Source organism: Denitromonas ohlonensis (assembly GCF_007625205.1).
Classification (GTDB): domain Bacteria; phylum Pseudomonadota; class Gammaproteobacteria; order Burkholderiales; family Rhodocyclaceae; genus Nitrogeniibacter; species Nitrogeniibacter ohlonensis.
Genome location: NZ_VMNI01000013.1, coordinates 135,095 through 160,826 on the forward strand (window position 1 = coordinate 135,095; position 25,732 = coordinate 160,826).

Consider the following 25,732-nt stretch of genomic DNA (forward strand, 5'->3'; position numbering starts at 1 on the left):
TATGCAGATGCGCCCCGAAGTACAGATTGCGGCCATGATCAAGGCATTGACTGATGTCGTGATTCCCGCCGTGCCCCCGTCCAACAAGCTCGCTTCGGAACAGGCCCAGCTGGTGGTGGGCATGCTTCATTTGATGGCTGCTCAGTTGCCGGTTCAGTTCCGATTTGATCGAGACGAACTGGGTCGTCTGCTTGAAACCGCGTCAGAGCTGTCGTCGCTGGCGGTGGCGGAGGAAGCGCCGCGCGCCGCCTTGGCTGAACTCGATCGCCAACGCACGGAAGCCATGGCTGTGTTGGAGGCGTGTCGCGGCGAGCCTGCGCAACTGCAGGCATCCGTTGCCTCTTTGCGTACGTCGATGTGCAGTCTGGTCGACAGCTTTGCAGCCAGTGAGGATGTTGTCGCACGCGAACGGGTCGAGACCGCATTGTTTGCCATGTCGAAAGCGCAGTTGCTGCGCGATCGTGCGCTGATGAAGCCTCAGCGCTGGGAGCCGGATCCTGCGGCGGTGCCGGATATTACGTCGTTGCTGGCGGGGTGACGCGCACCGTTTGTGCTGCCGGTGTGCTACGCCGGCAGCACAAACTAGATGCTCAGGGCTCGTAGTAGCCGACACCCACCATGTAGTCCCCGACGCGACGCACGAAGGTGTGCTTCTTTTCAATCTCGCCAGTGACGGGATTGCGCCACTTGTAATCGAGGCCGCCAGCGTCGGCGGTGCTGACGATGTTCAGCATCTGGTCAATGATCTGCTTGCCGTCCACATCCCTCAGTTCAGCGACGTTTCGGCCAATCAGGCGAGGCATCGCGCCATGCGCATGCATGCGCCTGTCGGTGATGCCCACCACGAACACGTACGTGTCGTCGCGCACGAAGCTCCCGTTGATATCGTTGAATGCGGCGAATGCCGCCGCCGGTGCGTTCCGTTTGAGTTCGTCTACAGCACGCCAGAGGACTGACATGGCTTGCTCAGGGGTAGCGCGGGGCGCGTAGTAGCCAACGGCAAGGATTCGGCTGCCGACCGCCTGGTAGTAGGCAATTTTGCGTTCGACCGTGCCGCGTTGAAGGTTCAGCCAGCGGTATTCAATGCTGCCGCCCCCGTGCTTGAGGGCACCGTCCAGGATCTCGGCGAACAGTGGCTTGCCGTCCGGATCCCGGTAGTCGAGCATGTCGCGGCCAATGAAGCTGTAAGATGCGCCGCCGCTGGCCAGAAGCACGCCGCGTGTGTCGAGGGCATAGACGTAGAGGTCGCCATCGGTGAACTCGCCGGCGCGGCTGAAGGCGCTGAGCGCACGATCGCCGGCCGACATCATATGCCTCACGGCGCGATCGAGCAGCGCTCGGGCACGCGCGGCTTCGGCGGGCTGACTGGTGGTGGGTGCGCCTGTGTCGGCCGCGGCCAGCACGGGCGAAAGTGGCATGGACAGTACGCCCGCCAGCACCAAGGGAAGAATGAATTTTGCGTGAGTCATCGCATGGCCTTGTGTATTAACGCATATCGTATGCTATGGAACGTATCATGCGCTGCAAACCAAGGCAAACGCATTTGCGGTAGCGGACGTCCAATTGCTTTCGGCGGAGCTGGTGCTCCGCCGAAAGTCGTTGCTGCGATGGCTGCGCCGAACCGGATTAGCCGATCGCGGTGACCAGTTCCGGCACCAGTTCGAACAGGTCACCCACCACGCCGAAATCCGCCACCTGGAAAATCGGCGCTTCCGGATCCTTGTTGATGGCGACGATGACCTTGGAGTCCTTCATCCCGGCCAGGTGTTGAATGGCGCCCGAGATGCCCACCGCAATATAGAGTTGGGGGGCGACGATCTTGCCTGTCTGCCCCACTTGCGCGTCGTTGGGTGCGAAACCGGCGTCGACGGCGGCTCGGCTGGCGCCCAGTGCGGCACCGAGTGCGTCGGCGAGTGGATCGAGGACCGAATGATAGTTTTCCTTACTCGCCAGCCCGCGACCGCCTGACACAATGATGGCGGCGCCGGCAAGTTCCGGCCGGTCACTGCGGATGATCTCTCGTCCGAGGCAGCGGGTTCGACCAAAGGCCGCTGTCGGCGGCACGGAATCGATGGTCGCGCTGCCGGTTTCTGCGGCGGCATCAAAGGCCGTCGTGCGTACGCTGATGACCTTGATCGGATCAATGCTCTGCACGGTGGCCAACGCGTTGCCAGCATAGATGGGGCGAACGAAAGTGTCCGCCGAGTTCACCGCGACGACATCGGAAATCTGGGCGACGTCGAGCAGGGCGGCGACCCGCGGGAGGAAATTCTTGCCAAAGGCGGTGGCCGGCGCCAGAACATGTGTGTAGTCGGCAGCCAACGGCACAACTTGGGCGGCGAGATCCTCAGCCAACTGCAATTCAAGGTGTGGTGCGTCGGCCTGAAGGACACGACTGACACCGGTGATGCGCGCCGCCGCCTGGGCGACCGACTCGCAGCCATGCCCGGCAACAAGCACATGGATGTCGCCACCGATCGCGGCCGCCCCGGCGATGGTGTTGCGGGTGGCCTCTTTCAGGGCGCGGTTATCGTGTTCGGCAATAACGAGAATGGACATGTCAGATCACCTTTGCCTGGTTCTTGAGTCGGGAAACGAGGGTTGCGATGTCGGCCACAATTTCCCCCGCCTTGCGTGTTGCGGGCTCGGCCACCGACAGCGTCTTCAGCCGCGGCGCGATATCGACGCCCAGCGCCTCGGGCGTGATCGTTTCGAGCGGCTTCTTCTTGGCTTTCATGATGTTGGGCAAGGTGGCGTAGCGCGGCTCGTTCAAGCGCAGGTCCGTGGTCACCAGGGCAGGCAGCTCGACCGACAGGGTCTCAAGGCCACCGTCGATCTCGCGTGTCACCATGACCGAGCTCTGGCCATCGATCTGCAGCTTGGAGGCGAATGTTGCCTGCCCCCATTGCAGCAGCGCGGCCAGCATCTGACCGGTCTGGTTGGCGTCATCGTCGATCGCTTGTTTCCCGCATATCACCAGATTGGGCTGTTCCTTGTCACACACGGCCTTGAGCAGTTTTGCTACGGCCAACGGCTGCAAAACTTCGGTCGTTTCAATCAGAACGGCGCGGTCAGCGCCCAGTGCCAGTGCGGCGCGCAGCGTTTCCTGGCAGGCGGCGATGCCACATGAAACGACGACCACTTCCGTGGCAATGCCGGCTTCTTTTTGTCTGACTGCTTCTTCGACTGCGATCTCATCGAAGGGGTTGATCGACATCTTGACGTTGTTGAGATCGACACCGCTGCCATCGGCTTTGACGCGAGCTTTTACGTTGTAGTCGAGCACGCGCTTTACGGGAACGAGAATCTTCATTCATAGCCTCTCTTGGGTGGGGTATGGATATTTCGGCGGCGCTGAACGCGTTTGCGGATCAGGTCCGTTCGAAGATGGCGGCAATGCCCTGGCCGCCGCCAATGCACATGGTGACCAGTGCGTAGCGGCCGCCTGTGCGATGCAGTTCGTAGATTGCCTTGGTGGTGATGATGGCGCCGGTGGCGCCGACCGGATGGCCGAGCGAAATGCCGGAACCATTGGGATTGACCTTGGCCGGATCAAATCCGAGCTCTTTTGCGACCGCGCAGGCCTGTGCGGCGAAGGCCTCGTTGGATTCAATCACGTCCATATCCGCAACCGAGAGGCCCGATCTCGCGAGAACTTTGCGAACGGCAGGGACGGGGCCAATGCCCATATAGAGCGGATCGACACCGGCATGTGCGTAAGCCACCAAACGCGCGAGTGGTGTCAGGCCTTGCGATGCGGCGGACTCGGCGTCGGCCAGCACCACGGCGGAGGCGCCGTCGTTGATGCCAGAAGCGTTTCCGGCCGTGACGGTGCCGTCGCGCTTGAACACCGTTTTCATGGCGGCCAGTTGCTCGATGCTGACACCGGAACGAACATGCTCATCCTGATCGAACACGACAACACCTTTGCGTGTTTTCAGTTCGATCGGAACGATCTGGCTCGCAAAGCGGCCCTCAGCGATGGCGTGTGCCGCACGCCGCTGGCTTTCCAGCGCCAGCTCGTCCTGCATTTGCCGTGTAATGCCATGTTGCGCGGCCACGTTTTCTGCCGTGATTCCCATGTGCACGCCGCACCAGGGGTCGTGCAGAATGCCGTTCATGTAATCGGTCAGCGCGGCGTCGCTCATGCGTGCGCCCCAGCGCATGGCCGGCACCAGATAGGGGCCACGGCTCATGGATTCTGCGCCGCCGGCGATGGCGATGTCGGTATCGCCGAGGGAGATTGCCTGGGCCGCCGAGACGATGGCCTGAAGGCCCGAACCGCACAGGCGGTTAACGTTGAAAGCAGGGGTGTCGATGGACAGCCCGGCATCGATGGCGGCAATGCGGCTCAGGTAGGCGTCGGCCGGTTCGGTGGGGATGACGTTGCCCATGACGACGTGGCCGACCCGGGCAGGTTCGACACCACTGCGCTCAAGTGCCGCCTTGACGGCGGTCGTGGCCAGATCGCGCATCGGGGTTTCTTTCAAACTGCCGCCAAAGGTACCAATGGCGGTACGCGCAGCACCGACGACCAGAATTTCGCGTGAGAACATGACCACTCCAGACAAATGCAAATAAAAGTATGGTAGCGGACAGTATGGGTGCTGGCAAGCGGGTTTGTGTGCGAGATTCGGTCGCGGTTGTCTAGTGGGGCTCGAGCACCTGGGTGCGCAATCGTATGCGACGCTGGCGATCCAGACCGATCGCTTGTTCGAGAAATGTGTCGACGCTGAGCCAATGTGCTTCGATTGTGGCGAACGACGCTTCCAGGTAGTCGGCGCGCACCTTCATCAGTGCTTCTAGTGTTGAAGGCGGCACGCCGCCTGGCACCATGAAAGCGAGGTTTCGCGGTGCCATGTTCGAGCGCAGATAGTCGGCGCGGATGAGCTCTCGCGAAACCCCGAGTGCCGAAAGCACTAAAGCGATGGCGAAACCGGTGCGATCTTTCCCGCTGGTGCAGTGAATGAGCGCGGGCAAGGCGCCGGGGGCCAATAGCGCGTCGAACATTCCGCTGAAGTTGCTCGCGTGTTCGGTGGGGAAGCGACGGTAGTAGTTGCTCAGTGCGAGATGTACCGTTTGTGCTGGCGTCGTTCTGCCCAGCCCGGCGATCAGATCGTGTGCGCCTTGCGGCAGGAATCCGATATCCGGCTGGTGGATTACTGCGTTTGCGGGAAGCCGATTAGGGTGGCTGAGGCGCTCCGAGCGATCCCTTAGATCGCATATTGTCTTGAGCTCAAGCCGCTCCAGGGTTGCCAGGCCTTCGATGGTGAGATCAGCCAGCGAATCGGAGCGGAATAGCACGCCGTGCCGGATGCGTTGCCCGTCCTCGGTGTGCAGACCGCCAAGGTCGCGAAAATTGCTCGCCCCTTCGAGAGGCGATGACGGATTGTCCACTGCTTGTTATTCGTCGGATGCCGGCGTGCCGGGCGTACCCAAGCCGAGCAGGGAGTCTTTTATCGACGAGAGCATGCGGATCAGCTCATTTCGATCGTTGTCGGTGAGCGAGCCAAGGATTTGCTGGTTGAACCCGCTTTCGACTTCGACCAGACGCTCGAGCAGCTGGATTGAACTGCGCGAGAGAAATACACGCTTCATACGGCGGTCGGTGGCGTCGGGGCGTCGCTCGATGAAGCCAGTGGCTTCCAGTCGATCGAGCAGCGAGCCCAGGCTGGCTTTGCCGACATCGAGCATTGATGCCAGCTGTGTCTGTGCCATGCCATCGTGCCGGGACAGATGGGCGAGAACCCACCACTGCGCGCGCGTGATGCCCATGGGTTTCATCAACTGATCGAAGGCGGTGCGGCGCATGCGCGACACGTCATGAATGAGGTAACCCAACTTGATGTCCCTACGATGGGCGGCGGGATCCGCTGCGGGTGATTTCGATGTGCGAGCAGAGGCGGGGGCGGTTTGGGTCGCAGTTTGTTTTCTGGCCATGCTGTTTTCCTGATCGTGTCGCTCGTGGCGACGAAAACGGGTGCGGCGCCTGGATGCGACGCTCGACAAGTGCGATTGAAATTGTACGCCTAAATATTGTCAGCTTGTTCGGTTGAACGTTTTGAATGATCGGCTTTGATTTCATGATGTACAAGCACGCAAGAAATTGGGCGCCAGAACGCTTGTGGGCCTCGCGGGAAATCGAAAGCAAACGGCTTGCGTATTGACATTTTTAATATGCTGCAGGACGATATTGCTTCAAACATACACTTCGTCACATTGAAAGCAGCCCGCGGGCCGGGATCGACACCAAGGAGAAATCATGGGGAAAGAACTTCAGGCGGGCGATGGCGCACGCTTCTCGATTGACCCATTGCATGACAGTCGCCATGTACTGAAAGCGGATCCGTTAGCACGAGAATCGCTGGTGTTCATGTTGCAGCTACCCGAGCATGATCTGGCGGCATTTGTTTATACCTGGGTGTCCGGGCTGGGCAAGGCCGGGTCGGCGTTTGTGGTGTATGGCCCCGCAATCGGGGAGGTGATCGCCGATTTCTGTGATGGCGTGTACGTTCCGGTTGACGCCGGGTTCAATGACTGGACGGTAGGCAAGGTGCGTGTTCGACACGGCCGGCCGTTTGAGGACGCCGTGGTCGAGGTAGGCGCTGGCGGCAGAGCATCGCTGGAATACGCCTTCGAAGCGGTCCACCCGGCGTATTCCTACGGTAGCCATGCCGATGGGTGTCCGGGTTGGGTCGCCGATGACCGTATTGAACAGAGCGGACGGGTGCGTGGTGTTCTGACGCTCGATGGGCGCCGTATTCCATTTGACACCATGGGTCATCGCGATCATTCCTGGGGTACGAGGGACTGGTTCTTCTCGCAACACTGGAAGTGGCTTGAAGCTCAGGCCGGTCCGGATCTGGTGGTGCATTTCTGGGAAGTTGAAGCGGCTGGCCGCACCGTTTTGCGGGGCTATGTGCTGCGCGATGGCCGGATGGCTGAGGTTACCGGTGTCGATGTGAAGTTTGAGCATGATGCGCAGCTGACCCATACCGCGGTGATCGCCAATGTGCAGGACGATCTGGGTCGAACGACCCAAGTGGTCGGAAAGACCTATGCCATGTACCCCTTCGTGGTCAGTCCCGAGATGACGCTCAATGAGGCCTCGATGTCGGTCACCATCGAAGGGCGCGCCGGCGTGGGGCACGTCGAAATGGCCTGGCCCACGGCTTACCTGGCGCACGTGGCTTCGCGCGACATTTCTAGTGGTTCAGCCGTGATCCGTGGCCTGCCCCGGTCGAACTGACCGGGTGCCTCCATTTCTCAATTGATAAGCGACAGGTTCAGCATGAGCGAACACTCAGCAGGCGCGAATACGCGCGGCATTCTCTCCGTGGGCGGCTACGTCCCCCGATTGCGACTCGATCGTCAGACTGTGGCGGCGGGTCATCGCTGGATGGCACCCGGGCTGCGCGGTTTGGCCAAGGGAGCGCGCGCCATGGCCAACTGGGATGAGGATGCGATCACCATGGCCGTCGAGGCGGGCCGGACGGCGCTGCGCGGCGCCACGGGCATTTCGGTCGACGCCCTGACGTTGGCGTCGACTACGCTGCCATTTGCCGATCGCTTGAACTCGGCGGTGGTCGGTGCAGCGTTGGGGATGGCGAGGCAACCGGCTGCGGCGGATGTTGGTGGTGGAATGCGCGCCGGCAGTAGTGCCTTGCTGCGTGCCCTGCAGACGCCCGGCAAAAACGAGTTGGTAATCGGCTCAGAGCGCCGCATTCCGACGCCGGCCAGCACGGCCGAACTCAACGCGGGGGACGGCGCTGCCGCGGTTCTCGTTGGTGAGGGCGATCCGCTGGCAATACTGCGTGGCGCGGCAAGCCTGAGCACCGATTTTGTCGACCATTTCAGGCAGACCGATCGCCAAGGCGATTACGGCTGGGAAGAGCGCTGGGTGCGCGACGAGGGTTTTTCCAAACTCGTACCGCCAGTGGTCAGTCAGGCGCTTGAAGCCGCCGGGATCGATGCGGACCAGATCGACCATTTCGTGATGCCCGAGCAATTGCGTCGGGTGGGGGCGCTGGTTGCCAAGCGGGTGGGTGTCCGGCCGGAGGCGATCGTCGACACGCTGTTCGAACAGTGTGGCGATACCGGTGCGGCGCATCCGCTGATGATGCTCGCCCACACCTTGACGACTGCCGGCCCTGGCCAACGCATTTTGTTGATTCAGTTTGGCAGTGGCTGCGACGCCATGGTGCTTGAAACAACCGCCAAGGCGGTGGCGACAAAGCAGGTGCCAGCATGGCTTGAGGGGGGGCAGATCGAGAAGAACTACCTCAAGTATCTGTCATTCACCGGCCAGCTCGATCTGGAGTGGGGCATGCGTGCGGAGATGGACAACAAAACCGCGCTGACCGCGGCCTGGCGCGCCGAGCCGATGGTCAATGGCTTTGTCGGTGGCAGTTGCACGTCGTGCGGCACGGTGCAGTTCCCGGCCAGCCGGATCTGTGTGAACCCCGAGTGCGGTGCCATCGATACCCAGGCTCCGTATCGACTGGCGGATGACCCGGCCAAGGTGCGCAGCTTCACCTGCGACTGGCTGTCGTACAAACCGTGCCCGCCATTCATGTTCGGGCATGTCGAATTCGGCAACCGGGCGCGCGTGCTGATGGAATTCACCGATTGCGATCCGGACGAGCTCGCGGTCGATGTGCCGCTCGACATGGTGTTCCGTATCAAGGAGCTGGATCCGGTACGCGGATTCCGGCGCTATTTCTGGAAAGCGAAGCCGCAACGCAAGGCTGGGGAATAAACATGGCAAGTGGAATTCGCGATCGCGTTGCGATCCTCGGGATGGGCTGCTCGCGTTTTGGTGAGCGATGGTCTGACAACGCCGAAGATCTGATGCTGGAGGCATTTACCGAAGCACTGGGCGACGCTGGCATCGAAAAGAGTCTGATCGAAGCGGCATGGCTGGGCGTGTGCCTGGAAGAGAACAACGTCGGCAAGACAGCCGGGCCGCTGGCTCAGGGCTTGCGATTGCCGTTCATTGCCGCGACTCGGGTCGAGAACGCCTGCGCGACCGGCACCGAGGCGCTGCGCGGTGCCGTCTATGCGGTAGCCTCGGGCGCTTGCGATATTGCGCTGGCGCTGGGCGTCGAGAAGCTCAAGGACACGGGATACGGCGGTCTGCCGGTGCGCACACGCGGCGTGGTCAACGATCTGTGGCAGCCCAACGCCTCGGCGCCTGGCGCGTTTGCCCAACTGGCGTCGGCCTATCAGGCACGCTACGGCATTTCGCGCGACGATCTGAAGCAGGCCATGGCACATGTATCGGTCAAGAGTCACGACAATGCGACGCTGAATCCCAAAGCCCATTTGCGCAACAAGATCACCATCGAAGATGTGCTCAAGGCGCAGATGGTGGCCGAACCGCTGGGCTTGTATGACTGCTGTGGCGTGAGCGACGGTGCGGCCTGCGCCATTGTGACCACGCCGGCGATTGCCGAGAAGCTTGGCAAGCGCGACGTTGTCACGGTGAAAGCCCTGCAGATCGCCGTGTCGAATGGCGAAGAAGCGCAATTCAATCAGTGGGACGGTGCCTCGATTCGCACGGCTGAGGTGGCGGCGGCACGCGCCTACCGTGAGGCCGGCATTGCCAACCCGCGCGAATCGCTGGATCTGATCGAGGTGCACGACTGCTTTTCGATCACCGAGTTGGTCTTGATGGAAAACCTCGGTTTGTCTGATCCGGGGCGGGCGACATTCGATATTCTCGAAGGCCGCTATGACCGTGACGGTGCCATTCCGTGTCAGATCGACGGCGGCCTCAAATGCTTTGGCCACCCGATCGGTGCGTCGGGCTTGCGCATGGTCTATGAGATCTATCTGCAGGTGCTCGGTCGTGCGGGCGCGAGGCAACTTGGGAAGGCAGACATCGGGCTGACCCAGAATCTCGGCGGGCATCCGCATCAGAACGTGTGTGCCATTTCCATCATCGGCCGCCTCGGCGCATGAGCCTCCCGCAACCCGGCACACGGCCGGCACGCCTGTCGATGACCGCCTTGGTAGATTCGCTCAAACCGGGCATGACGGTGTTTCTGGGCGGCGTGTCGGGCGAATCGCTGGCGTTTCGGGATGCCTTGCGTGCCGCGCCAGAGAAGGCCGCCGGGGTACGTTTCGTTGGCGTGTTTTTCCCTGGAATCAACGAGGGCGCCTACGCGAGCGTGCATCCGCAGGCACGTCAGCGTGCGTACTTCATGCTTCCGGAGTTTCGCCCGGACTTTCTCGACGGCCGGGTCGAACTGTTGCCGGTCGATTACGTCGGGGCCTGGAAGGATCTGGCGCATCTGGAGATCGACCTGGCCATTGTGCAGACCAGCGAGCCCGATGCGCAGGGCCGGCTGAGTCTGGGCATTTGCCATGATTTCGCCCCCGCCGTCTGGGCGCGTGCTCGTCAGCGCGTGGCGCATATCAATCCGGCCATGCCGCGCACCCACGGCAGCGTATCGCTGCGGCTGGACGACTGCGATGCGGTTGTCGACTGCGCGGCCGACTTGCTCACCTATCCGGATGACACGCCCAACGCCGCGCTTGAAACGCTGGCCGATCACGTGGCCGGCATTGTGCGCGATGGCGATACCGTGCAGCTGGGTATTGGAAAAATGGTGACCGCCGTGTGCGAGGCGCTCGATGACCACCGCGCTTTGCGACTCCATGCGGGCATGGCGACGGGCGCCGTACTGCCCTTGATCGAACGCGGCATCATCGCGGGTGTTGGCGCGGTTCGTGTTGGCGTGGCGCTTGGCGGGGCAGATTTCTACGCACGGGTCGCGCGCGATGACACCTTTCGCTTCGAGCCGGTATCCGATACGCATGATGTCTGGCGTATCGCCGCCATCAATCGATTTGTGGCAATAAATGCTGCTCTCGAGGTGGACCTGTTCGGTCAAGTCAATTGCGACACCCTGGGCGGCAAACTGGTCGCGGGGGTCGGTGGTATGCCGGCTTTTGCAGGCGGTGCCCGCTTGTCGATTGGTGGACGGTCGGTATTTGCGCTGTTGTCCTCGGCGGCCAAGGGCACGGTGTCGCGCATCGTGCCGCGGCTCGCCGCCAACGCCCTGATTGGCGCGCCTCGGCACCTGGCCGACCTGGTGGTCACCGAACAAGGTGTGGCCGACCTGCGCGGCGCATCGCTCGATCAGCGCGCGGAGCGCCTGATTGCCATCGCCGCACCCGAGCATCGGTCAGAGCTCATGACTTGCTGGGCGGCGCAGCGCCAGGTCCTCTGAGCTGACCGTTCTCGCACCAAAACAACAAAGCCACATCAAACCGCCGGAGCGCAAGATGAAATCCAGAAATTTTGAAAACCTGCAGGTCAACGGGGTGAGGTTGCGGGTGGTGGTCGAAGGGCAGGGCCCTTTGGTAATTTTTGTGCATGGTTGGCCGCAATGCTGGTATCTGTGGCGACACCTGATCGATCCCGTGGTGGCCGCTGGCTACCGTGTGGCAGTGCCCGACATGCGAGGGTTCGGCGGCAGCGACGCCCCGCCCGCCGTCGAGGATTACACCGTCCGGACGCTCGCCGCGGATGTGGCAGGCATTGCTACCGCACTGGGCGAAGAACAGTTTGTGGTGATTGGTCATGACTGGGGGTGCATCGTCGCGTGGTATACCGCGCTGCTGCACCCAGATCGCTGCCGCGCCGTCATGGGAATGTCGGTGCCGTTCTGGCGCATGGGGCCAGAGACGGTTAACCCGCCAGGCAAGGACGCTGCCTTCTGGTACATGCGCTATTTCCAGACGCCCGGCGTGGCGGAAGCTGAACTTGATGCGAATGTGCGCAATACGCTTACACGCGTCTACTACTCGGTATGTGCTCGGGCCGGACAGATGGCCTTCTTTGAGCAATTCAATCATCCGCGTGACGCCAAACTGCTGGAGGTATTTCCCGCGCCGGGCGCCATGGATGACTTCATGACCAGCGAGGACTGGGACTACATGGTCGCGGCCTACAAGTTGTCAGGATTTCGCGGCGGCCTCAACTGGTACCGCAACATCTCGACCACCTCGTCGTCCACGCCAGAGCTCGACGGCCGAAAGATCACTCAACCCGCGGCCTTCGTTGCTGGAGCGGTCGATCCGGTGTTGCTCTTTGACCCGGAATGGCGCGAGCACTTCACTCCCTGTTTTGACGACTTGCGGTTTGTTGAGTTGATCGAAGATGCCGGTCACTGGTTGCAGCTGGAGCAGCCGGCCGCCGTAGCGACCTCGGTATTGCGCTTTCTTGGTGCGATCGATCGCTAAGTAACCGCGGTCAATGAAGGCATAAGGACGCAAGCATGCAAAAAGAACTCCCCCCTGGGCAACATGTCATCCCCAACTTCGATCGTTTCGGCCTCGGCCTTTTTGCCAAGCGTCTCGCCGCCTCGCCGGACGAACTGACGCTGCGTGTACAAGGGGATGTGAATCATCCGCTCACCCTGAACGCCTCGCATCTGGCGGTATTGCCGCGTGTCGATCAGACATCGGATTTCCATTGCGTCACGACCTGGTCCTGCCTCGGTGTGCAATGGAGCGGGGTGCGGTTCCGCGACTTCTACAACGAGATCGTGCTCCCGCAAGCCAGCCCACGACCAAAAACCAACACGGTAGTTTTTCGTAGTCAGGATGGCTACGCCGCCTGCATGCAGCTTGAGGATTTGATGGCCGGTGATGTGCTGCTGGCCGATGCGCTTGACGGACAGGCGCTGGGCTTGAAGCATGGTGGTCCGCTGCGCTTGGTCGCCCCGGCGCACTACGGCTATAAAAATGCCAAACACATTCAGACAATCGAGTTCTGGCCCGACAGGAGCCATTTCCGGTTTCCCAAGCCCTACCCGTCGCTCATGGACCATCCTCGCGGTCGTGTCGCCCTTGAAGAACGCGCACGATACTTGCCCAACTGGGTGATCCGCATTGCCTACAAGGCGCTCGCACCCTCGGCCAGACGAAAGATGCGCCAGGCACTGGAAGCGTCCGGAAGAGGCTGAAGTTAGCGATCAGCCATGCGGTATTGCTGTTGGTCGTTAGTGCCTACAAAGATTGAAAAATCATCACATGCGGTGTCATGGGGGGCAACGTGCCGCCCATGACTCACGCCACGCTGATCGACGCCCTGTAAGCGCATTTCAGCGAGAACAGCGTGCGAATTCTGGCTGCGATGGTGTCGAGCGTATTCGTCGTGCCGTTCCGCTTTGTCTTCGGTAGCGCAAATCACGAATCATGCAGCGCATCGATGGGCCAGTTGGTTCACTATCGGTAGTCGAGTAAACGGGCGGTGCGACGATCGTGGTGGTTGGTCTGGTCGCCGACATTTGTTGGCTTGCCGCGGCCTACCGGGTGAATGTGCGTACGCCCGAAATCGTGCGGCCCAAAGTCTGTGTAATCCATGCTTCGCTCCGTTGACAGGAAAATTCGTGTTACGACTCAGGCGACGACGCTGACCGACACTGAACCTCCAGATCGCCCACGGAGGTCCTTCGGTGTTTCACAACAGTTGCCGAAGATATTCACTTCGCTTACGCGGCGGAGAGCTTGCATATTGAGCAGCGTTTAAAACGTGATTCCATCCATCCACCCAAAATACTCCAATACCCGGCTCGTCAGCAGAAGGCCGACGGCGGCGGCGATCAGCAGCAACGCCGTCTCCATCAGCGTTGTGACGGTTGACCGTAACAAGCGGCCAACCCATGACCATTTTCCGTTCATCTTACGTCTCACGCCGAGTGCGCGCTGCGGCATGCTCTGATGCGCGCATTTGCGATCGGGCCAGATGCTCAGCCCACTGAACCGGGTCGGTGCTCCGGGACGCATACAGTCGGCGCGTGATCTCCGTAACGCGTGTCGAATTGAGCGCCGGCTCCTTCGCTTCCATCAGGGTCCGTAATGCCTGATCAAGCTCGGCCGGGGTCGTGACGGACGGGTGTAACGCCTTGTCGATCGAGGCGTTGGCGATCACGCACAGGGCGTGGATTGGCGTGGTTGATTCGCCGATTAGCTCGCGCACGGTTCGCACATGGCCTCGCAGTTGCAGCAGTGGATTCCGCATTACGGTCACCGAGCCTCCTTCGCGTTTGTGCCTCCATTCCGGAGCATCGACGGTTCCCTTGATTTTCCCGCGACGCGATTTCGTTTCGATCACGATGACGCCAGCAGGCCCAATCAGCACGTGGTCCAGCTCGCGCGACCAGGCGCCTCGTCGTCCTGTGCCTACGAAGAACATATTTTCAAGGGCGACGTAGCCCCGATCCCGAATCCACGGCTGAGCCAGAATGTCGGATACCTCGCGCTCTGCAGCCTCGCCGTCCATGACCCCGCGCATCGGCCCCGAATCTGCGAAGGCCATCCGAATCACTGGCAGTGATGCGACCAGCACCAGCACCACAACGACACCGTAACGGAGGGCCTCGGGTTCGATCCAGCTCCACATTGGCTGGGCCCAATAGAGCATCGCGGGCGCTATAAATAGAAGGGAAAAAACGCCTAAAACCGCCAGTGCGCAGCAGAGCGCGAGCCCGGCTTTGGCCCACGCGAGCCCCGGGATCTGTATGTCCTGCGTCCATTCCAGCGCCACCCCAAAAATCACGTAGCCGAGCAGATACATCCCGAATTTGCCCGCCACACGCTGACACCACGCATCAATGGCTCGGCGATGTCTCGCGCGCTCCAGGACCGGGTGGCTCCCCTTGAAATCCTCACTCATTGGGCTACCTCTGTTGGTACGACGCGATAGGTTCGCGGATCGATCCGAACACCGTCGGTCAGAATTTCGTTGTTGTGGCTCAGTTCGTAGCCGGTCGTTCGGTCGTATCGCCCACGTCGGTACTGATCCTCGCATTCGTCGTAGTCGTCGGCCGTGTCGTCACACAGCACCGTAACGATCTGATTCCAGCCGTCCTGATGCGTATGCACCACCACAAAATCACCGGTGCCGCCGTACCCCGCTGTTGCCCACGCTGAGGGAAAATGCAACGCGTCCACCAGCGACGATGGCACGGCCGCATACACGTATTTCTGCAGCGAGAAAAATCCCCCGGCAAAAAACACCGAGGCGAAGCCGGCTGTGCCTGAGACGAACTCGGCCTCGGTCGTCATCGGCGGTGGGAGCCCCATCCTTTGCGCCTGGGCTGTGGTGCCTTGGTAGTACTCCGCTCGAGCCTGAGCGTCGAGGCGTCTTACCGGGCCCAGTCCGCCAATGATTACGATTCCCGGGCGGTCCTCGGCCACCAGTAGCGGATCGATAGCCATACGGGCGCCGGCCTTGAGCGATGCGTCGCGCACGTTCTTGATGAGCTTTGCGGAGTTGGTAGCATCCGGTGAGGGTATCGGCAGACGAATCCCCTCCGGGGTGAGTGCGCAGCCGGAAAGCAGGGCCATGCCCAGTGTGACGATGGCTAGAGGTCTATTTTGCATTGTGTTGTCTCCAAAAAATGATGAATATGGCATTGAAATGAATGTGCGCATGACGGCAAAATGATGACTATAGTCCACATTCAAAGACGCTTCAGAAAGCTCCGCAAAACAGGTCAATGCGGACTAAATTCCGTGGATTGTCGGTCCCATGTGCGAGACGCTTCGCACATGGACATTTTTCAAGCGCACTGCCAGAGCCTGGCCAGAAATCTTCGTGCCGCGCGCCGTACGCGGCGTATCAGCCAGGAGCAGTTGGCGCTGGCCGCGGGGATTGACCGCTCGTACGTGAGCCAGCTCGAGCGCGGCGTAGCGAACCCATCGTTGCGCATGCTGTGCGCATTGGCGGCTGAACTGCGGGTTTCTGTTACGCACCTGCTGTCCGAGGGTGGGCACGGTCAGTAGATGCGGAGCCGTTGCAGCTGGGCGGGGACAAAGGGCAGCGGCGACTCGGGTTGCAGGCTCGCTTCAAATCGGATCGCGAGGCGCCGAATTTCCAGCGGGAACAGGAAAACAGGTTGCGTTTCTCTGAGCGCAGCAATCAGCTCGTCCAGTTCGTCAAGATGAATACCGTTGTGTCCGCGATCACCACCCTTGTGCACGAGCAGCACCGGATACGTCGGGACGCCGTTTGCGAGCGTTCTGAAGCCGGTGCCGATTGTGGCTGCCAGCGCGTCGAGTTGCTCACAACTCGGTGATAGCCCCTCACGCCAACCCAGCGCATCGCGTAGCGATGCGTCCGTCAAATCGAGCACGGGCACCAGGCCGAAGGAGGCAATCAGCAACTGACTCGCCCGTACGGTGCGACCGTCGTCCAGTGCCCAGACGACATGGCGCAGCAGCGCTTCGTCGTGGAGGCGCAACGCGGCCATTCGCGAGCCAAGGGGGCCACACACAGTTTCTTGCAGGAAATTGAGATCCATGACGGCCTCCTCAGTCTGTCACCAGCGGCCCGTTGGGGCGCTGGCAGTCATTGAAAAGCGCTTTCACTCGCATTGGACGTCGCTCACGCCTAGCGGTGCCGCGCATCAGTTCGATCAGAATTTTTGGTTGCACAGAAACCGGAGATTCTTCGTAAATCGAAAAATTCATATTCACTTCTGACCGGTCAGCATCGGGAAAGCATTGCAAATAGGCAGCGCGGAACAGGAAATGTTTCAATTGAGAAAAAGTTCGACCTGCAAGTTCATGGCCCTGAGTTGGGAAAGGCTTTCCTTGAAGTTTCAACTCAAGGTATTTGCGGGGTAGTTGTTGGTATTTCATGGCAAGCTCCAATTTAAAAGTCGGTCGGAAATTGAACCGACGAAAATAGCTTGCCATAAAAAAATCGAAAATATTTCCGCGAAATAATGGCCGACAGTTTGCTACATGCCCTTAGAAGTATTTAAAGTTAATTGAATTTCTAGATTATCTAGCTAAGTCGTTGACTGCTCTGCAATATTTAATAAAAATCGCCAAATGTAAACCTTTGTAACTCTCGAATGAATGGCGTGTCGCTATATTTGGTAGATACCCTTCGTTAGCAATTTTTAAATGAGGCGTGTTCGATATATATCCAGGTGAGCCAGTTATTCTTTCTTCATGTGCCGTAAAAGGGCTTGAAAGCGAGGTCGTAAGGCGCTACTTTCGCCGGATGTTCACAGCGCTCAGGCATATGCTGAGATTTCGATAGTCACGGCATAGAGCGGGCGATGACAAAGCGAAAAGTCACGGAATCTTCGATACTATTGGCTGCAATCCATTTGTTAGAAGGGGGAGAGCCGATATCTGTGAGGCGGATTAGGAAAACTCTCGGCGAGGGGAGCCACGAGACGATCAATAAAACACTTCAGAGCGAGGCGTTTCGGGAGGTCGTTCGAGTATTTGTGGCGCAGCGGAGGCGAATCAGGGAACTGGAGAATCAGGTGGACGCGATCCAATCGGCTAGCGTGATCAGCGAAGAGTGTCCCGCGTGAGGGGAGTGATCGGCAAATTTGCCGATCACTCCTTGGACGACTAGATCTTGTGTGACCACGGATTCTGTCGGCAAGTGTTTCATTGCCGCCTGTGGCGGACGGTCGAGCAGGTCCTTCGTGGCTTTGGATATCGGAATCGACCCGCGTGGCGGTCCGGTCCCGGTTTGTCTGAGTCATCGCTCGGGGTAGGGCGTCTGCCTGTCGGCTACACACATGCACATCCCGCGACTGTCAGATAGGGTGCCGGCCCGCGTTCCCTTCGAGGTGCGTCCTTATTGCCCGGTGGATCTGGGTTGTGCGGCACGAGTGGCCGCAATGGTTTTATCCTGCCCCGCCGCCGGTTCGTCGATGAGGCCTTGGGGTGTCCGGTTGCCGCGAAAGGCGTTGGCTAGCAGGGCACGGTTCGGTTCATGAAGTTCAAAAACAGCTTGGGTTCGTCGCTGCTGTTGTGGGGCTATGAGGAATACAAGCGGTCGGGCAAGGCGTTTACTTCTCGTCGTCGTTCTCATCTTCCGAGCGGTGTGTCGTGGCATACCAGGCTAGAACGACCAGAAACACTGTAGCGAAAATCAGTGCAGTGATAGATTTTTCCATACGGCCTCCGGTTTTCAGTGAAGCGGATAGATCAAGGGTAGCGCTGATTGAATTGTGCCGTTTTCTGGATTCGTTCGACTGTGTTACCTGCGGTGTCTTCGATAGCTGGGTCCAATGACTCATGCCGCCTCTCAAAAGGCATTCACAGTCTTGACGGATTTGAGTCTCCTATAGATAGGCCGAGCGGCCGTACATACGACTGACTGTGTACTCTTCGGGTGGAGATGTTGACCTGCCCCCCACAGCCGTACGATGCTCGGCCAATGAACTGCAGCTACCGACCCTCAAGAGACTTTCACCGTCTCGACGGGTCAGCGGCAGGTTTCTGAGCTGAGCAGCCGTACAGGCTGACGACTGACCGAGTGCTCCTCGGCCATACCAGCCAGTGAGCGTGGCTCGGATGTAGGGCAGATGTCGCACAGTTTGCTGCCGTTGGCACGTTGGGTCATACGAATGGTTTTCTACACCAACCGCTTGGGCTGACACGCGACTGAATGTAGAAACCTTGACAAGTGGTCGAATGCGGACTGTCCGATGTCATTTGGGTGGATAATCGCAGTTCCCACGATTTATGGCTGACAAATGGGTACAAACCAGATTGAAGAGGTTTTCCGCGTAGCCACACGAAAGGATCTCGCGGAGACCGGCGGCGGGCACAACCAGAAAGGCGTCGACTTCCAGCGGGCCTGGGCTATTGAGCGCATGTTCGAGCTCGAGAAGTCCGGAGCCAGCGACTTTCTCTTTCTGTTTGAATCGATCCAAGATGTCGCCGAGCTCGACTCGCCAACGTTCCCTTCGTCCATTCGGATTTATCAGGTCAAGAAAAAAGACCGCAAGGAATGGAGCTGGGCCGAGCTGACGCATCTAGTGGAACCCGGCAAAAAACGGAGAGCGTCAAGAAACCCGCCGCCGGACATCAAAGACAGCCCAATCGGAAAACTGTATTCCGCGGCTTTGGCTTTCAAGGAGCTCAAGTGTTCTGGGAGATTTATCTCGAACAGCGGCTGTGATTTGCCTCTGAATGGCGGCGGCAATGCCGCAACCTCCCTGCCCTGCGATCTTTCGAAGCTTGAGGCAGAGCATTTGGATGCGTTGACCCTCGGACTTGAAACACTGCACGAGGCCGGAACGCTGCCCGCCAATCCTGCCCTGATTCATGTCGAAAAGATCCCCATGCATCCGGATCAGCCGACAAGACAACTTATCGGGACAGTCGTTTTGTTCCTCAATGAACGCAGCCCGAGGCACGCAGGGCAAGCTCAAGCCTTGGTCGAGGCCTTGCTGGCAAAGATCGGCCCTTTAGGCGCGAAGACAGACTCTTGCGCGGACTTCGACGAGCTCAAAAAAGAACGTGGCTACTCCAAGGCGGAGTTCTCCGCAGCGTTGAGCAATCTGGAAGATGTACCTGACTTGATGGCAATGCTTGAAGACTGGCTCGACAAGCTCGAAACTGAAGGCGGCATTGGATTCATGGAGAAGCCAGCGGTCAGGGTGGCAGCGTCGAAGATCTTCCGGCTCCAAGTAATGGGCGGAGAAGACCCCCTCGTCGTGCCGCTCCTGCTGGACATCGATGCATGGTTGGACGATCACGCTCCGGGAGCCTCGCTGAAAGCGTTCCTCGACCAAGCCAAAGCCGATCTGGCTAGCGCCCATTCCTCGATCCGCCCCGCGGATTTCAACGCGCAGTTCCTACTTCGAGCCCTGAAAAAATGCGTGGCCCCAACCTAAGAAGACTGGTCAGAAGCCTTCGGACAAAATCATATGAAAAGCTTTCTCTTCGAAAGTATTTGGATGCTCTCCCGGCGCGACCGGCGAGCCCGGCGAGTGGAGTTCCACGAGAACAAGAATCTGATCTGGGGGCGGAACCACACCGGGAAGTCGAGCCTGGTCAAAACCATGTTCTTGACCTTGGGGGCCAAGCCGCAGGGAAACCTAACCCAGTGGGATGAACACACCGTTTCGCTGGTCGGCTTCCGCGTCGACGGGCGCAGCTTTCAAGCTCTTCACAGTTCCGGAATCCGGGCCCTATTCGAGAACGGCGTCCTCATTGCCGCAACTTCGGATCATTCCGAATGGAGCGCGGCTTTCGCATCGGTGACGGGCTTCAATCTCGTCCTCTTGGACAAGAATGGGCAAAGCGTCCCGGCCGATCCCAAGTGCTTTTTCCTGCCCTTCTACATCAATCAAGACGGAAGCTGGCAGGCCAGTTGGAACACTTTCACTGGGTTGCAGCAGTTCAGCAAGCCGATGGGCTCGATTCTCGAATATTTCTCGGGCATCAAGCCCCAGGAATACTACGAGGCAAAAGCCAAGAGAGACGCTGAACTGCGTCTGCTGGACGACCTGAAAAAGGAGCGAGGTTTTCTCGACAAGGCTCGGGAGCGGTTTGGCAAGAAACTGCCCCTCTCTGGCCCGAAGATCGACCCCGAAAATTTCAAGCTGGAAATCGAGCAGTTGACGCTCGAAATGACCGCGCTCAACAAGGAACAGGAAAAGCTTCGATCCCAATCGGTCTCAGAGCGCGATCTGCTATCGAGCATCTACCTGCAAATCAATTTGGCGAACGAAGCGATTCGCGCGTATGAAGACGACGCCCAATACCTCCGCAACGAGCCGCGAGAGGCTTTGGTCTGCCCGGTCTGCAATGCCGAGCACTCCGAATCGTTCATGGACTTGCTCACCTATGCGGACGACGCCCGCTCTCTGAGGGAGATCACCGCGCGGCTTGAAAAGGATGGCCGAGACGTCGCCGCCAAGCTTCAACAGACGGTCGCGCAGATCGGAGCCCTCGAAGGCCATTATCGCCGCATCTCCCATTTGCTCGACACACGTCGCGGAGACCTGCAATTTCGACAGGTGGTCGAGAGCCTTGGTGCCGAGCAAGCCTTCCATGCCTTTGAGGAAGAGCGCTCGATATTAGACGCGGAGATCGCCGTTCACACCGAGGCGGTCGGGGTGCTCAATGCCGAAATGGACAAGCTGACCGACAAGAAGCGCTCCGGCGCTATTTTGAAGCAATATCGACAAGCCTACGCGGCAGCCCTCTTCGACCTGAACCTCCCGGACTCCGGGAAAGCGCGCCTCACGCTGACCAGCCGTCCCAGCGATTCGGGTAGCGGAGGCCCTCGCTCAATCCTCGCCTACTATGCTGCCCTTTGGGATGTCTGCTGCGGGACGACTGGATCGTTCATGGTGCCGCTCGTGATCGACTCACCGAACCAGCAAGGCCAAGACGACATCAACCTGCCCAAGGTCATCACGTTCATCTCCGAGAAGTTGCCCGCCAACGCCCAACTCATTCTCGGCTCAGAAATCGACACCGAGCACCCCTTCGACAAAAAGATCGTGCTTGATTCGCCTTACAAGCTACTTGATGAACAGTTCTTCGACGAAGCGGATGCGGAATTAGGGCCATTGGAATCCCTGATGTATCTGAGTTTGAAGTCGAGCCAGAAATCGTAGGTTCTCATGAAGAGTTCACTGAATCGCTCCTACGCTTGTCGACAATTTTTAGCGCCTGCTACGAGACCGAAGCCAGTCGAATTGTGCAGATGCTTTCAAGAGCGGCTGGTCGTTTCCGGCAGTTCAATGAAGATGAAACCTGCCGTTCGACGGCGCTGAGCGCCGTGTGACAGCTGTCCGCCGCACTGCCGCCGCTCAATTGGCGCAGCGTGGCCGACAGCAATGGCCTCCAACCGCCTCATGCCGATGACAACAGCCAACAACTTGGCCAAAGCTGCCGGTGGCGGCAGTCCAACGGAATGGCCGGTATCTGCCCGCTCGTACCCTACCTTGGAGGTACTGAAGATTGACATCGGTATCGGTTCACCTCTCGTCTGCCAAGTGCTGCTCGATCTCATCCACGAACGGCGACGAGCGCCTTGCGGTGTGCACTAGATGGACCTCGGCTTTCGCCCGAGTGAACCCGACATAGAACAGCCGGCGGGCCTCCGCGAGCTGCTGTTGGCCTACACCGTTGCGCGGCAAACGACCGCTGTCCATGCCAAACATGAACACCACGCCGAACTCCCTGCCCTTCGCGCTATGCAGCGTCGACAGAGTCAGGCGGTCGAGTTGCTCACCACTCCCAGAAAGTTCGCCCAAGACCATTTCTGCGTGGTCGCCCGCCGGCGCTACGCGCGCTGCGAACGTTGCTAGCGTCTCGATCTCGTCGCGCAGTGCGACACATTCGGAAGCGTACGGCTCGATCACATTGGCCCGCAGTTCTTCCATCCAGCGGTGCAGCAAGATGTTTGCGTCTCGCCTCTCCCACAGTACAGTGATCAGTGCGCGATGAAAGTCCAAAAGCCCCGCATCGCTATGGATGGCCTCAATGAACAGCCGCCGCCCTTCCCTTACCAAACGCGTGAACCGCGGCTTCCCCGTCCGCCATCCACCGCAACACCATTGGCTGCACAACTCCAACCACTGCATGATGCGGCTGGAACGTGGGTATAAGGCGTTGCCATCGGAGCGCACGATCGGGATGGAAGCGGCCTCGGCGGCACCGGCGACGGCATCGCCAATCCAAGCCGCCGGATACAGCACAGCCACGTCGCGGTAGCTCAGTCGCGGATGCCGTGCCAGAACCTGCGGCAGCAGCTCCTCCACAACGCGTGCGGCCTGCCGCTCGTACGAGCCTCCCAAGGGATGGATGAACACCGTGCCCTGTGCAGCGGCGTCGGCAGCTTCATAGTCGCGCTCCTCGCCCAAGGCCACTCGGGAGGCTACGACGATGCGGTTGCCGCTGCGGTAGTTCAGTCGCAGGCGCACGGTCTCGACGTCCTCACGCCCTGACAGCCGGCGCAGCAGATCGGGTCGGGCCCCGGTGAATCCATAGATCGACTGGTCGACATCGCCCACGGCAAACAACCGCATGCCCGCGCGAAAGCACAACCCCAACACCATGCGGTGCAGCGCCGCGCCGAGGTCTTGGTACTCGTCTATGACAAGCACAGGATATTTAGCAAGCAGTGCGCGCTGCAGCCACTGGTTGTCACGCAGCGCGCGCAGGGCAAACAAGGGCATGTCGTCGAAGTCGATTAGGCCTCGCTGACGCAGCGCCTCCTCGTAGGCTTCCACTAGTTCCGCGAGCTCCGGATCAGTCTCGCGCCACTCCACGCTGTCGCGGTTCAGGATCGAGCGGCGATAGTTGCCGAGGCGGAAGTCCAAGTCCTGGAGATTGCCGGGTTCATCCAATGTTCGGGCTGCTGCCTCGGCTAGTGACTCCTGCTTCTCCGCTCGTGTGGCCACACCAAATCTTTCAGGCAGTCCCAGCCCTGCCACCTTGGCGTAGGGCAGGACGATCTGCGTGAGAGAGAAAGAATGCACCGTCCCGACGAACACGCGCCCACCAGGCTCGACCCCTAGGGCGGCCAGCCGATCTTCCAGTTCACGCTCACACTCGTTGTTGTATGTGATGCAGGCCACGCCTCTCGGTTCGTGTACGTCCTCCGCCAGCATGCGCGCCATCTTGGCCGTCAGCGTCTTGGTCTTCCCACTCCCGGGCCCCGCTAGCACGACGCAATGGCCACGGGACTCGTAGGCTGCCCATTGTCCAGGATTGCCCCGGAGCTGTGCCGCCACTCGCAGGTAGGCCGCGCGGTCAGACACGCTCGGCCACGAAGCCGATGGCGTTAGCAATATAGGCCGGCGGCGCCACGCCCTCGACGCGCGAGGCCAGGCGCTGTGCGAACCGGCCCTTGCCGACGACTTCGATCAGCTTCAGGTAGTTGTCGACGTCAAGCGTTTCCGGATCAGCTTCCCAGCCATCGATCCAACCCTTTCGCTCTTCGCTCCACGACGTTTCGCGCAGCGTCTCGATGACGGCCTGCGTAAAGTTCGTATCGTTGAACATGTCCACCTCCAACGTGTCGATATTGGAGAAGACCCCGTATGCCTCACAACGCGTGGCGAACTTATGGCCGTCTTTTATCGCCTTGAGCTCCTTGATGAGTTCCGTCGGAGACTCCCCCGTCCGCGCGGTCTCCATGGTGTCGACCAGTTTCCAAGAGCGGTTGAAGCCAAGAGGCCCTCCCTTCGCCCGGGGATCCCAATCTGTCACGACCGAGAATGGAATACCCATCGCGGTTAGAAATTTCGCATAGGGGGTGAAGTTCGTGCCAGCGACCGAGCAGACCGTAATGCCCAAGTGGTCCAAATCATGTCCCTTCGCGGCGGCAAACACCGGTAGCAGGAACTTCTCAGCATCCCCTTCCACTAGGATGACCCCGCTTGCGAACAGCATCTCCGCGCGAGTGACGTCCAGGTAGCGCTCTAGGTCATCCTCATCATCCGTGGTGAGGTCAACGGAAGCCGCCGAGGTGACGACGGTGCCTTTGTCGGCAGATTGACGCAGCAGGACCAGGGATCTCAGCGGTGCGACGCTGGCGATGTGCGGCGAATGGGTCGTCAGTAGCAGCGACAGCAGTTGTTCATTCTCCTCCTCATCCTCTTCTTCCTTTTCTTCTTCATCGCCGGCGAGGCCTTGGAACAGATGGCGGTACACCGACCGCTGCAGGTGAGGGTGCAGGTGGGCCTCGGGCTCTTCAATCGCCAGCAGGGTGTGGTCACGCCGGTTTTCGGCCATCAGTTGCCGCAACTCAAGGGCCTTCAGCGTGAGGAAGGCGACGTTGGCTGAACCAAGACTGGCCTCGCTGATAGTGCGCAAGCCTCCATCGATCAACAGGCGAAGGTTGCGGAACAACCGTGTCACATCGGTCGTCCCGAAGCCCAGGCTCGGCTGGATGTCCTGATTGGGGCCGCTCATGGACGCAAACAGCTCCTGTAGGCTCTGCTCCAAACTCTGCACGGACGGAAACTCCGCTAGTTGGCCGGTTGCCGCCTGAACAGCATCGCGCACCTCCTGAAGATCGTTACTCGCCACGTTCGCAAACGCGCGTTCGAGCAAAGGCCGAAGGGGAGAGCGACGCCATGTCGCCAAGTCGCCCTCTGCGTCCCGCAGCGCGGGCAACAGGTCCATCGCGATGCGCCGCCTTACGTCATGCCCGAACCGCTTCGTCTCAGCCTCGCCGCCGTAGCACAGGAACTCGTAGTCGTCGTCGGATTTGGGAAACCCGTCGAGGCCGGGGATCGGCCGAAACTCGTAAGTGAGCCGCACGGTGTGCGGATCATCGTCGAGCCGGAAGTCCGTGAGTTGGGCCAGTAGGTCTAGGTCGTCCTCGAAGTCGGTCAGTTCCACAAACACCGTGATCTTTTCATCTTCGAGCAGCTCGCCGAGCCCATCCCAGAAGTCCCCTTGGCCTAACTGGCGCGCGCTGTCTGGCAGGCTAGGATCGAAGATCAACCGCAACGCATAGAGCAGGTTGCTCTTTCCGACGCGGTTCTCTCCTACGATAACGATGTTTCCGTTCAGTGTGACGTCGATCTCGCGGAAGTTTCGGAAGTTGCTGATGTAGATCCGCGTGAGCTTCATGGTTTCTCTGGACTTCAAGTTTCTCGGCTCGCCGCTGTCGGCCCCAAAATCGCATCATAATTAGTGACGCGCCATGTTGTCAGCATACGCTTATGACTGGCATCTTGCCTACGCACTCGTGCGCCACTCTTCGCGACTCTTGGGAAATCTCAACCGTCGGTAACGTAGCGAATATCGGCCATTCATTTGTGCTCTCGCCAGTGACGGCTTCGGCCGACCAGCTGTCCGACGACGTGGGGAACAGAAAGTCGGCTTCGGTTGGGATTAACTGCCGTTCGACGCGAGGTATTTTCGGCTACCCTTTGACGGCTTCTAGCCGTAAGTAGACACTGTGAGCCACCCCCAATCAACA

Annotated in this window: 24 protein-coding genes; 11 read left to right on the forward strand and 13 right to left on the reverse strand. The window is 59.8% G+C overall.

Annotation, left to right across the window (positions count from 1 at the left end):
• The first annotated feature begins 1 nt into the window (after position 1).
• Positions 2-538: a hypothetical protein gene (locus tag FHP89_RS13930; protein ID WP_144178608.1), complete on the forward strand. Its 537-nt coding sequence runs from the start codon at positions 2-4 to the stop codon at positions 536-538.
• A gap of 52 nt (positions 539-590) precedes the next feature.
• On the opposite strand, the gene FHP89_RS13935 is transcribed toward FHP89_RS13930, so the two are convergent.
• From FHP89_RS13935 to FHP89_RS13960, 6 genes are all read right to left on the reverse strand, one after another.
• Complete coding sequence (locus tag FHP89_RS13935) at positions 591-1,439, reverse strand: cache domain-containing protein (RefSeq protein ID WP_260851611.1); 849 nt, start codon at positions 1,437-1,439, stop codon at positions 591-593.
• Positions 1,440-1,626: 187 nt separating this feature from the next.
• Positions 1,627-2,559 (reverse strand): electron transfer flavoprotein subunit alpha/FixB family protein, encoded by a 933-nt coding sequence (locus FHP89_RS13940; RefSeq protein WP_144178612.1) that lies wholly within the window; start codon positions 2,557-2,559, stop codon positions 1,627-1,629.
• A 1-nt stretch (position 2,560) separates the two neighbouring features.
• Complete coding sequence (locus FHP89_RS13945) at positions 2,561-3,313, reverse strand: electron transfer flavoprotein subunit beta/FixA family protein (RefSeq protein ID WP_144178616.1); 753 nt, start codon at positions 3,311-3,313, stop codon at positions 2,561-2,563.
• Positions 3,314-3,371: 58 nt separating this feature from the next.
• Positions 3,372-4,556, reverse strand: coding sequence for an acetyl-CoA C-acyltransferase family protein (locus tag FHP89_RS13950; protein WP_144178618.1), 1,185 nt, complete (start codon positions 4,554-4,556; stop codon positions 3,372-3,374).
• A gap of 91 nt (positions 4,557-4,647) precedes the next feature.
• A complete protein-coding gene (locus tag FHP89_RS13955) occupies positions 4,648-5,397 on the reverse strand; it encodes a tyrosine-protein phosphatase (protein ID WP_144178620.1) in 750 nt (249 codons plus the stop codon).
• 6 nt (positions 5,398-5,403) lie between these two features.
• On the reverse strand, positions 5,404-5,811 hold the full coding sequence (locus FHP89_RS13960; RefSeq protein WP_260851608.1) for a MarR family winged helix-turn-helix transcriptional regulator: 408 nt from the start codon (positions 5,809-5,811) through the stop codon (positions 5,404-5,406).
• Positions 5,812-6,262: 451 nt separating this feature from the next.
• Between FHP89_RS13960 and FHP89_RS13965 the strand changes: the two genes are divergently transcribed.
• Genes FHP89_RS13965 through FHP89_RS13990 form a run of 6 tightly spaced genes read left to right on the forward strand, consistent with a single transcriptional unit; the run spans position 6,263 to position 12,977 of the window.
• Complete coding sequence (locus FHP89_RS13965) at positions 6,263-7,249, forward strand: DUF7064 domain-containing protein (RefSeq protein WP_144178622.1); 987 nt, start codon at positions 6,263-6,265, stop codon at positions 7,247-7,249.
• 42 nt (positions 7,250-7,291) lie between these two features.
• The gene (locus FHP89_RS13970; protein WP_260851609.1) at positions 7,292-8,758 is read left to right on the forward strand and encodes a 3-oxoacyl-[acyl-carrier-protein] synthase III C-terminal domain-containing protein; all 1,467 of its coding nucleotides are present in this window, start codon (positions 7,292-7,294) and stop codon (positions 8,756-8,758) included.
• Between the two features lie 2 nt (positions 8,759-8,760).
• Entirely contained in the window at positions 8,761-9,963 is a 1,203-nt protein-coding gene (locus tag FHP89_RS13975) for an acetyl-CoA acetyltransferase (RefSeq protein ID WP_144178624.1), read from the forward strand.
• Complete coding sequence (locus tag FHP89_RS13980) at positions 9,960-11,237, forward strand: acetyl-CoA hydrolase/transferase family protein (RefSeq protein WP_260851610.1); 1,278 nt, start codon at positions 9,960-9,962, stop codon at positions 11,235-11,237. The genes FHP89_RS13975 and FHP89_RS13980 overlap by 4 nt, the downstream gene beginning before the upstream one ends.
• 55 nt (positions 11,238-11,292) lie before the next feature.
• The gene (locus FHP89_RS13985) at positions 11,293-12,252 is read left to right on the forward strand and encodes an alpha/beta fold hydrolase (protein WP_144178626.1); all 960 of its coding nucleotides are present in this window, start codon (positions 11,293-11,295) and stop codon (positions 12,250-12,252) included.
• Positions 12,253-12,287: 35 nt separating this feature from the next.
• Complete coding sequence (locus FHP89_RS13990) at positions 12,288-12,977, forward strand: molybdopterin-dependent oxidoreductase (protein WP_144178628.1); 690 nt, start codon at positions 12,288-12,290, stop codon at positions 12,975-12,977.
• A gap of 562 nt (positions 12,978-13,539) precedes the next feature.
• Here the strand turns inward: FHP89_RS13990 and FHP89_RS20980 are convergent.
• From FHP89_RS20980 to FHP89_RS20985, 3 genes are read right to left on the reverse strand one after another with little or no spacing between them, the layout of a single operon-like run.
• Positions 13,540-13,695, reverse strand: a complete 156-nt coding sequence (locus tag FHP89_RS20980; RefSeq protein ID WP_186300331.1) for a hypothetical protein — start codon at positions 13,693-13,695, stop codon at positions 13,540-13,542.
• A gap of 1 nt (position 13,696) precedes the next feature.
• The gene (locus FHP89_RS13995) at positions 13,697-14,689 is read right to left on the reverse strand and encodes a nuclease-related domain-containing protein (protein WP_186300332.1); all 993 of its coding nucleotides are present in this window, start codon (positions 14,687-14,689) and stop codon (positions 13,697-13,699) included.
• Entirely contained in the window at positions 14,686-15,399 is a 714-nt protein-coding gene (locus FHP89_RS20985) for a hypothetical protein (protein WP_186300333.1), read from the reverse strand. Before FHP89_RS20985 ends, FHP89_RS13995 begins: the two co-directional genes overlap by 4 nt.
• Before the next feature lie 168 nt (positions 15,400-15,567).
• On the opposite strand from FHP89_RS20985, the gene FHP89_RS14000 reads away from it, so the two are divergent.
• Entirely contained in the window at positions 15,568-15,801 is a 234-nt protein-coding gene (locus tag FHP89_RS14000; protein ID WP_144178632.1) for a helix-turn-helix domain-containing protein, read from the forward strand.
• Here the strand turns inward: FHP89_RS14000 and FHP89_RS14005 are convergent.
• Together FHP89_RS14005 and FHP89_RS14010 are read right to left on the reverse strand one after the other, a co-directional pair.
• Positions 15,795-16,319 carry a hypothetical protein gene (locus FHP89_RS14005; RefSeq protein WP_144178634.1) on the reverse strand — a complete coding sequence of 175 codons (525 nt, stop codon included), beginning with the start codon at positions 16,317-16,319 and terminating at the stop codon, positions 15,795-15,797. The two genes, FHP89_RS14000 and FHP89_RS14005, sit on opposite strands and share 7 nt — an antisense overlap.
• 10 nt (positions 16,320-16,329) lie before the next feature.
• Positions 16,330-16,659 (reverse strand): hypothetical protein, encoded by a 330-nt coding sequence (locus FHP89_RS14010; protein WP_144178636.1) that lies wholly within the window; start codon positions 16,657-16,659, stop codon positions 16,330-16,332.
• Positions 16,660-17,087: 428 nt separating this feature from the next.
• On the opposite strand from FHP89_RS14010, the gene FHP89_RS21370 reads away from it, so the two are divergent.
• The 3 genes from FHP89_RS21370 to FHP89_RS14025 all read left to right on the forward strand — a co-directional run bounded on the left by FHP89_RS21370 (position 17,088) and on the right by FHP89_RS14025 (position 21,407).
• A complete protein-coding gene (locus tag FHP89_RS21370) occupies positions 17,088-17,351 on the forward strand; it encodes a DNA-binding protein (protein WP_144178638.1) in 264 nt (87 codons plus the stop codon).
• Between the two features lie 1,176 nt (positions 17,352-18,527).
• A complete protein-coding gene (locus FHP89_RS14020) occupies positions 18,528-19,673 on the forward strand; it encodes a dsDNA nuclease domain-containing protein (protein WP_144178641.1) in 1,146 nt (381 codons plus the stop codon).
• Between the two features lie 33 nt (positions 19,674-19,706).
• Positions 19,707-21,407 (forward strand): hypothetical protein, encoded by a 1,701-nt coding sequence (locus FHP89_RS14025; protein WP_222105398.1) that lies wholly within the window; start codon positions 19,707-19,709, stop codon positions 21,405-21,407.
• A 363-nt stretch (positions 21,408-21,770) separates the two neighbouring features.
• Here the strand turns inward: FHP89_RS14025 and FHP89_RS14030 are convergent, their stop codons facing one another.
• Both FHP89_RS14030 and FHP89_RS14035 read right to left on the reverse strand, forming a co-directional pair.
• Positions 21,771-23,558, reverse strand: coding sequence for an ATP-dependent helicase (locus FHP89_RS14030; RefSeq protein ID WP_144178643.1), 1,788 nt, complete (start codon positions 23,556-23,558; stop codon positions 21,771-21,773).
• On the reverse strand, positions 23,551-25,380 hold the full coding sequence (locus tag FHP89_RS14035; RefSeq protein WP_144178645.1) for an ATP-dependent nuclease: 1,830 nt from the start codon (positions 25,378-25,380) through the stop codon (positions 23,551-23,553). The genes FHP89_RS14030 and FHP89_RS14035 overlap by 8 nt, the downstream gene beginning before the upstream one ends.
• Positions 25,381-25,732: the final 352 nt, after the last annotated feature.

Coding starts and splice junctions, on each gene's coding strand:
- FHP89_RS14035 (WP_144178645.1), bottom strand. CDS start 25,380: ATGAAGCTCACGCGGATCTACATCAGCAACTTCCGAAACTTCCGCGAG.
- FHP89_RS13980 (WP_260851610.1), top strand. CDS start 9,960: ATGAGCCTCCCGCAACCCGGCACACGGCCGGCACGCCTGTCGATGACC.
- FHP89_RS14020 (WP_144178641.1), top strand. CDS start 18,528: ATGGGTACAAACCAGATTGAAGAGGTTTTCCGCGTAGCCACACGAAAG.
- FHP89_RS14000 (WP_144178632.1), top strand. CDS start 15,568: ATGGACATTTTTCAAGCGCACTGCCAGAGCCTGGCCAGAAATCTTCGT.
- FHP89_RS13995 (WP_186300332.1), bottom strand. CDS start 14,689: ATGAGTGAGGATTTCAAGGGGAGCCACCCGGTCCTGGAGCGCGCGAGA.
- FHP89_RS13985 (WP_144178626.1), top strand. CDS start 11,293: ATGAAATCCAGAAATTTTGAAAACCTGCAGGTCAACGGGGTGAGGTTG.
- FHP89_RS13960 (WP_260851608.1), bottom strand. CDS start 5,811: ATGCGCCGCACCGCCTTCGATCAGTTGATGAAACCCATGGGCATCACG.
- FHP89_RS13940 (WP_144178612.1), bottom strand. CDS start 2,559: ATGTCCATTCTCGTTATTGCCGAACACGATAACCGCGCCCTGAAAGAG.
- FHP89_RS13945 (WP_144178616.1), bottom strand. CDS start 3,313: ATGAAGATTCTCGTTCCCGTAAAGCGCGTGCTCGACTACAACGTAAAA.
- FHP89_RS13975 (WP_144178624.1), top strand. CDS start 8,761: ATGGCAAGTGGAATTCGCGATCGCGTTGCGATCCTCGGGATGGGCTGC.
- FHP89_RS14025 (WP_222105398.1), top strand. CDS start 19,707: ATGAAAAGCTTTCTCTTCGAAAGTATTTGGATGCTCTCCCGGCGCGAC.
- FHP89_RS13950 (WP_144178618.1), bottom strand. CDS start 4,556: ATGTTCTCACGCGAAATTCTGGTCGTCGGTGCTGCGCGTACCGCCATT.
- FHP89_RS13970 (WP_260851609.1), top strand. CDS start 7,292: ATGAGCGAACACTCAGCAGGCGCGAATACGCGCGGCATTCTCTCCGTG.
- FHP89_RS14010 (WP_144178636.1), bottom strand. CDS start 16,659: ATGAAATACCAACAACTACCCCGCAAATACCTTGAGTTGAAACTTCAA.
- FHP89_RS13965 (WP_144178622.1), top strand. CDS start 6,263: ATGGGGAAAGAACTTCAGGCGGGCGATGGCGCACGCTTCTCGATTGAC.
- FHP89_RS20980 (WP_186300331.1), bottom strand. CDS start 13,695: ATGAACGGAAAATGGTCATGGGTTGGCCGCTTGTTACGGTCAACCGTC.
- FHP89_RS21370 (WP_144178638.1), top strand. CDS start 17,088: ATGACAAAGCGAAAAGTCACGGAATCTTCGATACTATTGGCTGCAATC.
- FHP89_RS13990 (WP_144178628.1), top strand. CDS start 12,288: ATGCAAAAAGAACTCCCCCCTGGGCAACATGTCATCCCCAACTTCGAT.
- FHP89_RS20985 (WP_186300333.1), bottom strand. CDS start 15,399: ATGCAAAATAGACCTCTAGCCATCGTCACACTGGGCATGGCCCTGCTT.
- FHP89_RS14005 (WP_144178634.1), bottom strand. CDS start 16,319: ATGGATCTCAATTTCCTGCAAGAAACTGTGTGTGGCCCCCTTGGCTCG.
- FHP89_RS13930 (WP_144178608.1), top strand. CDS start 2: ATGCAGATGCGCCCCGAAGTACAGATTGCGGCCATGATCAAGGCATTG.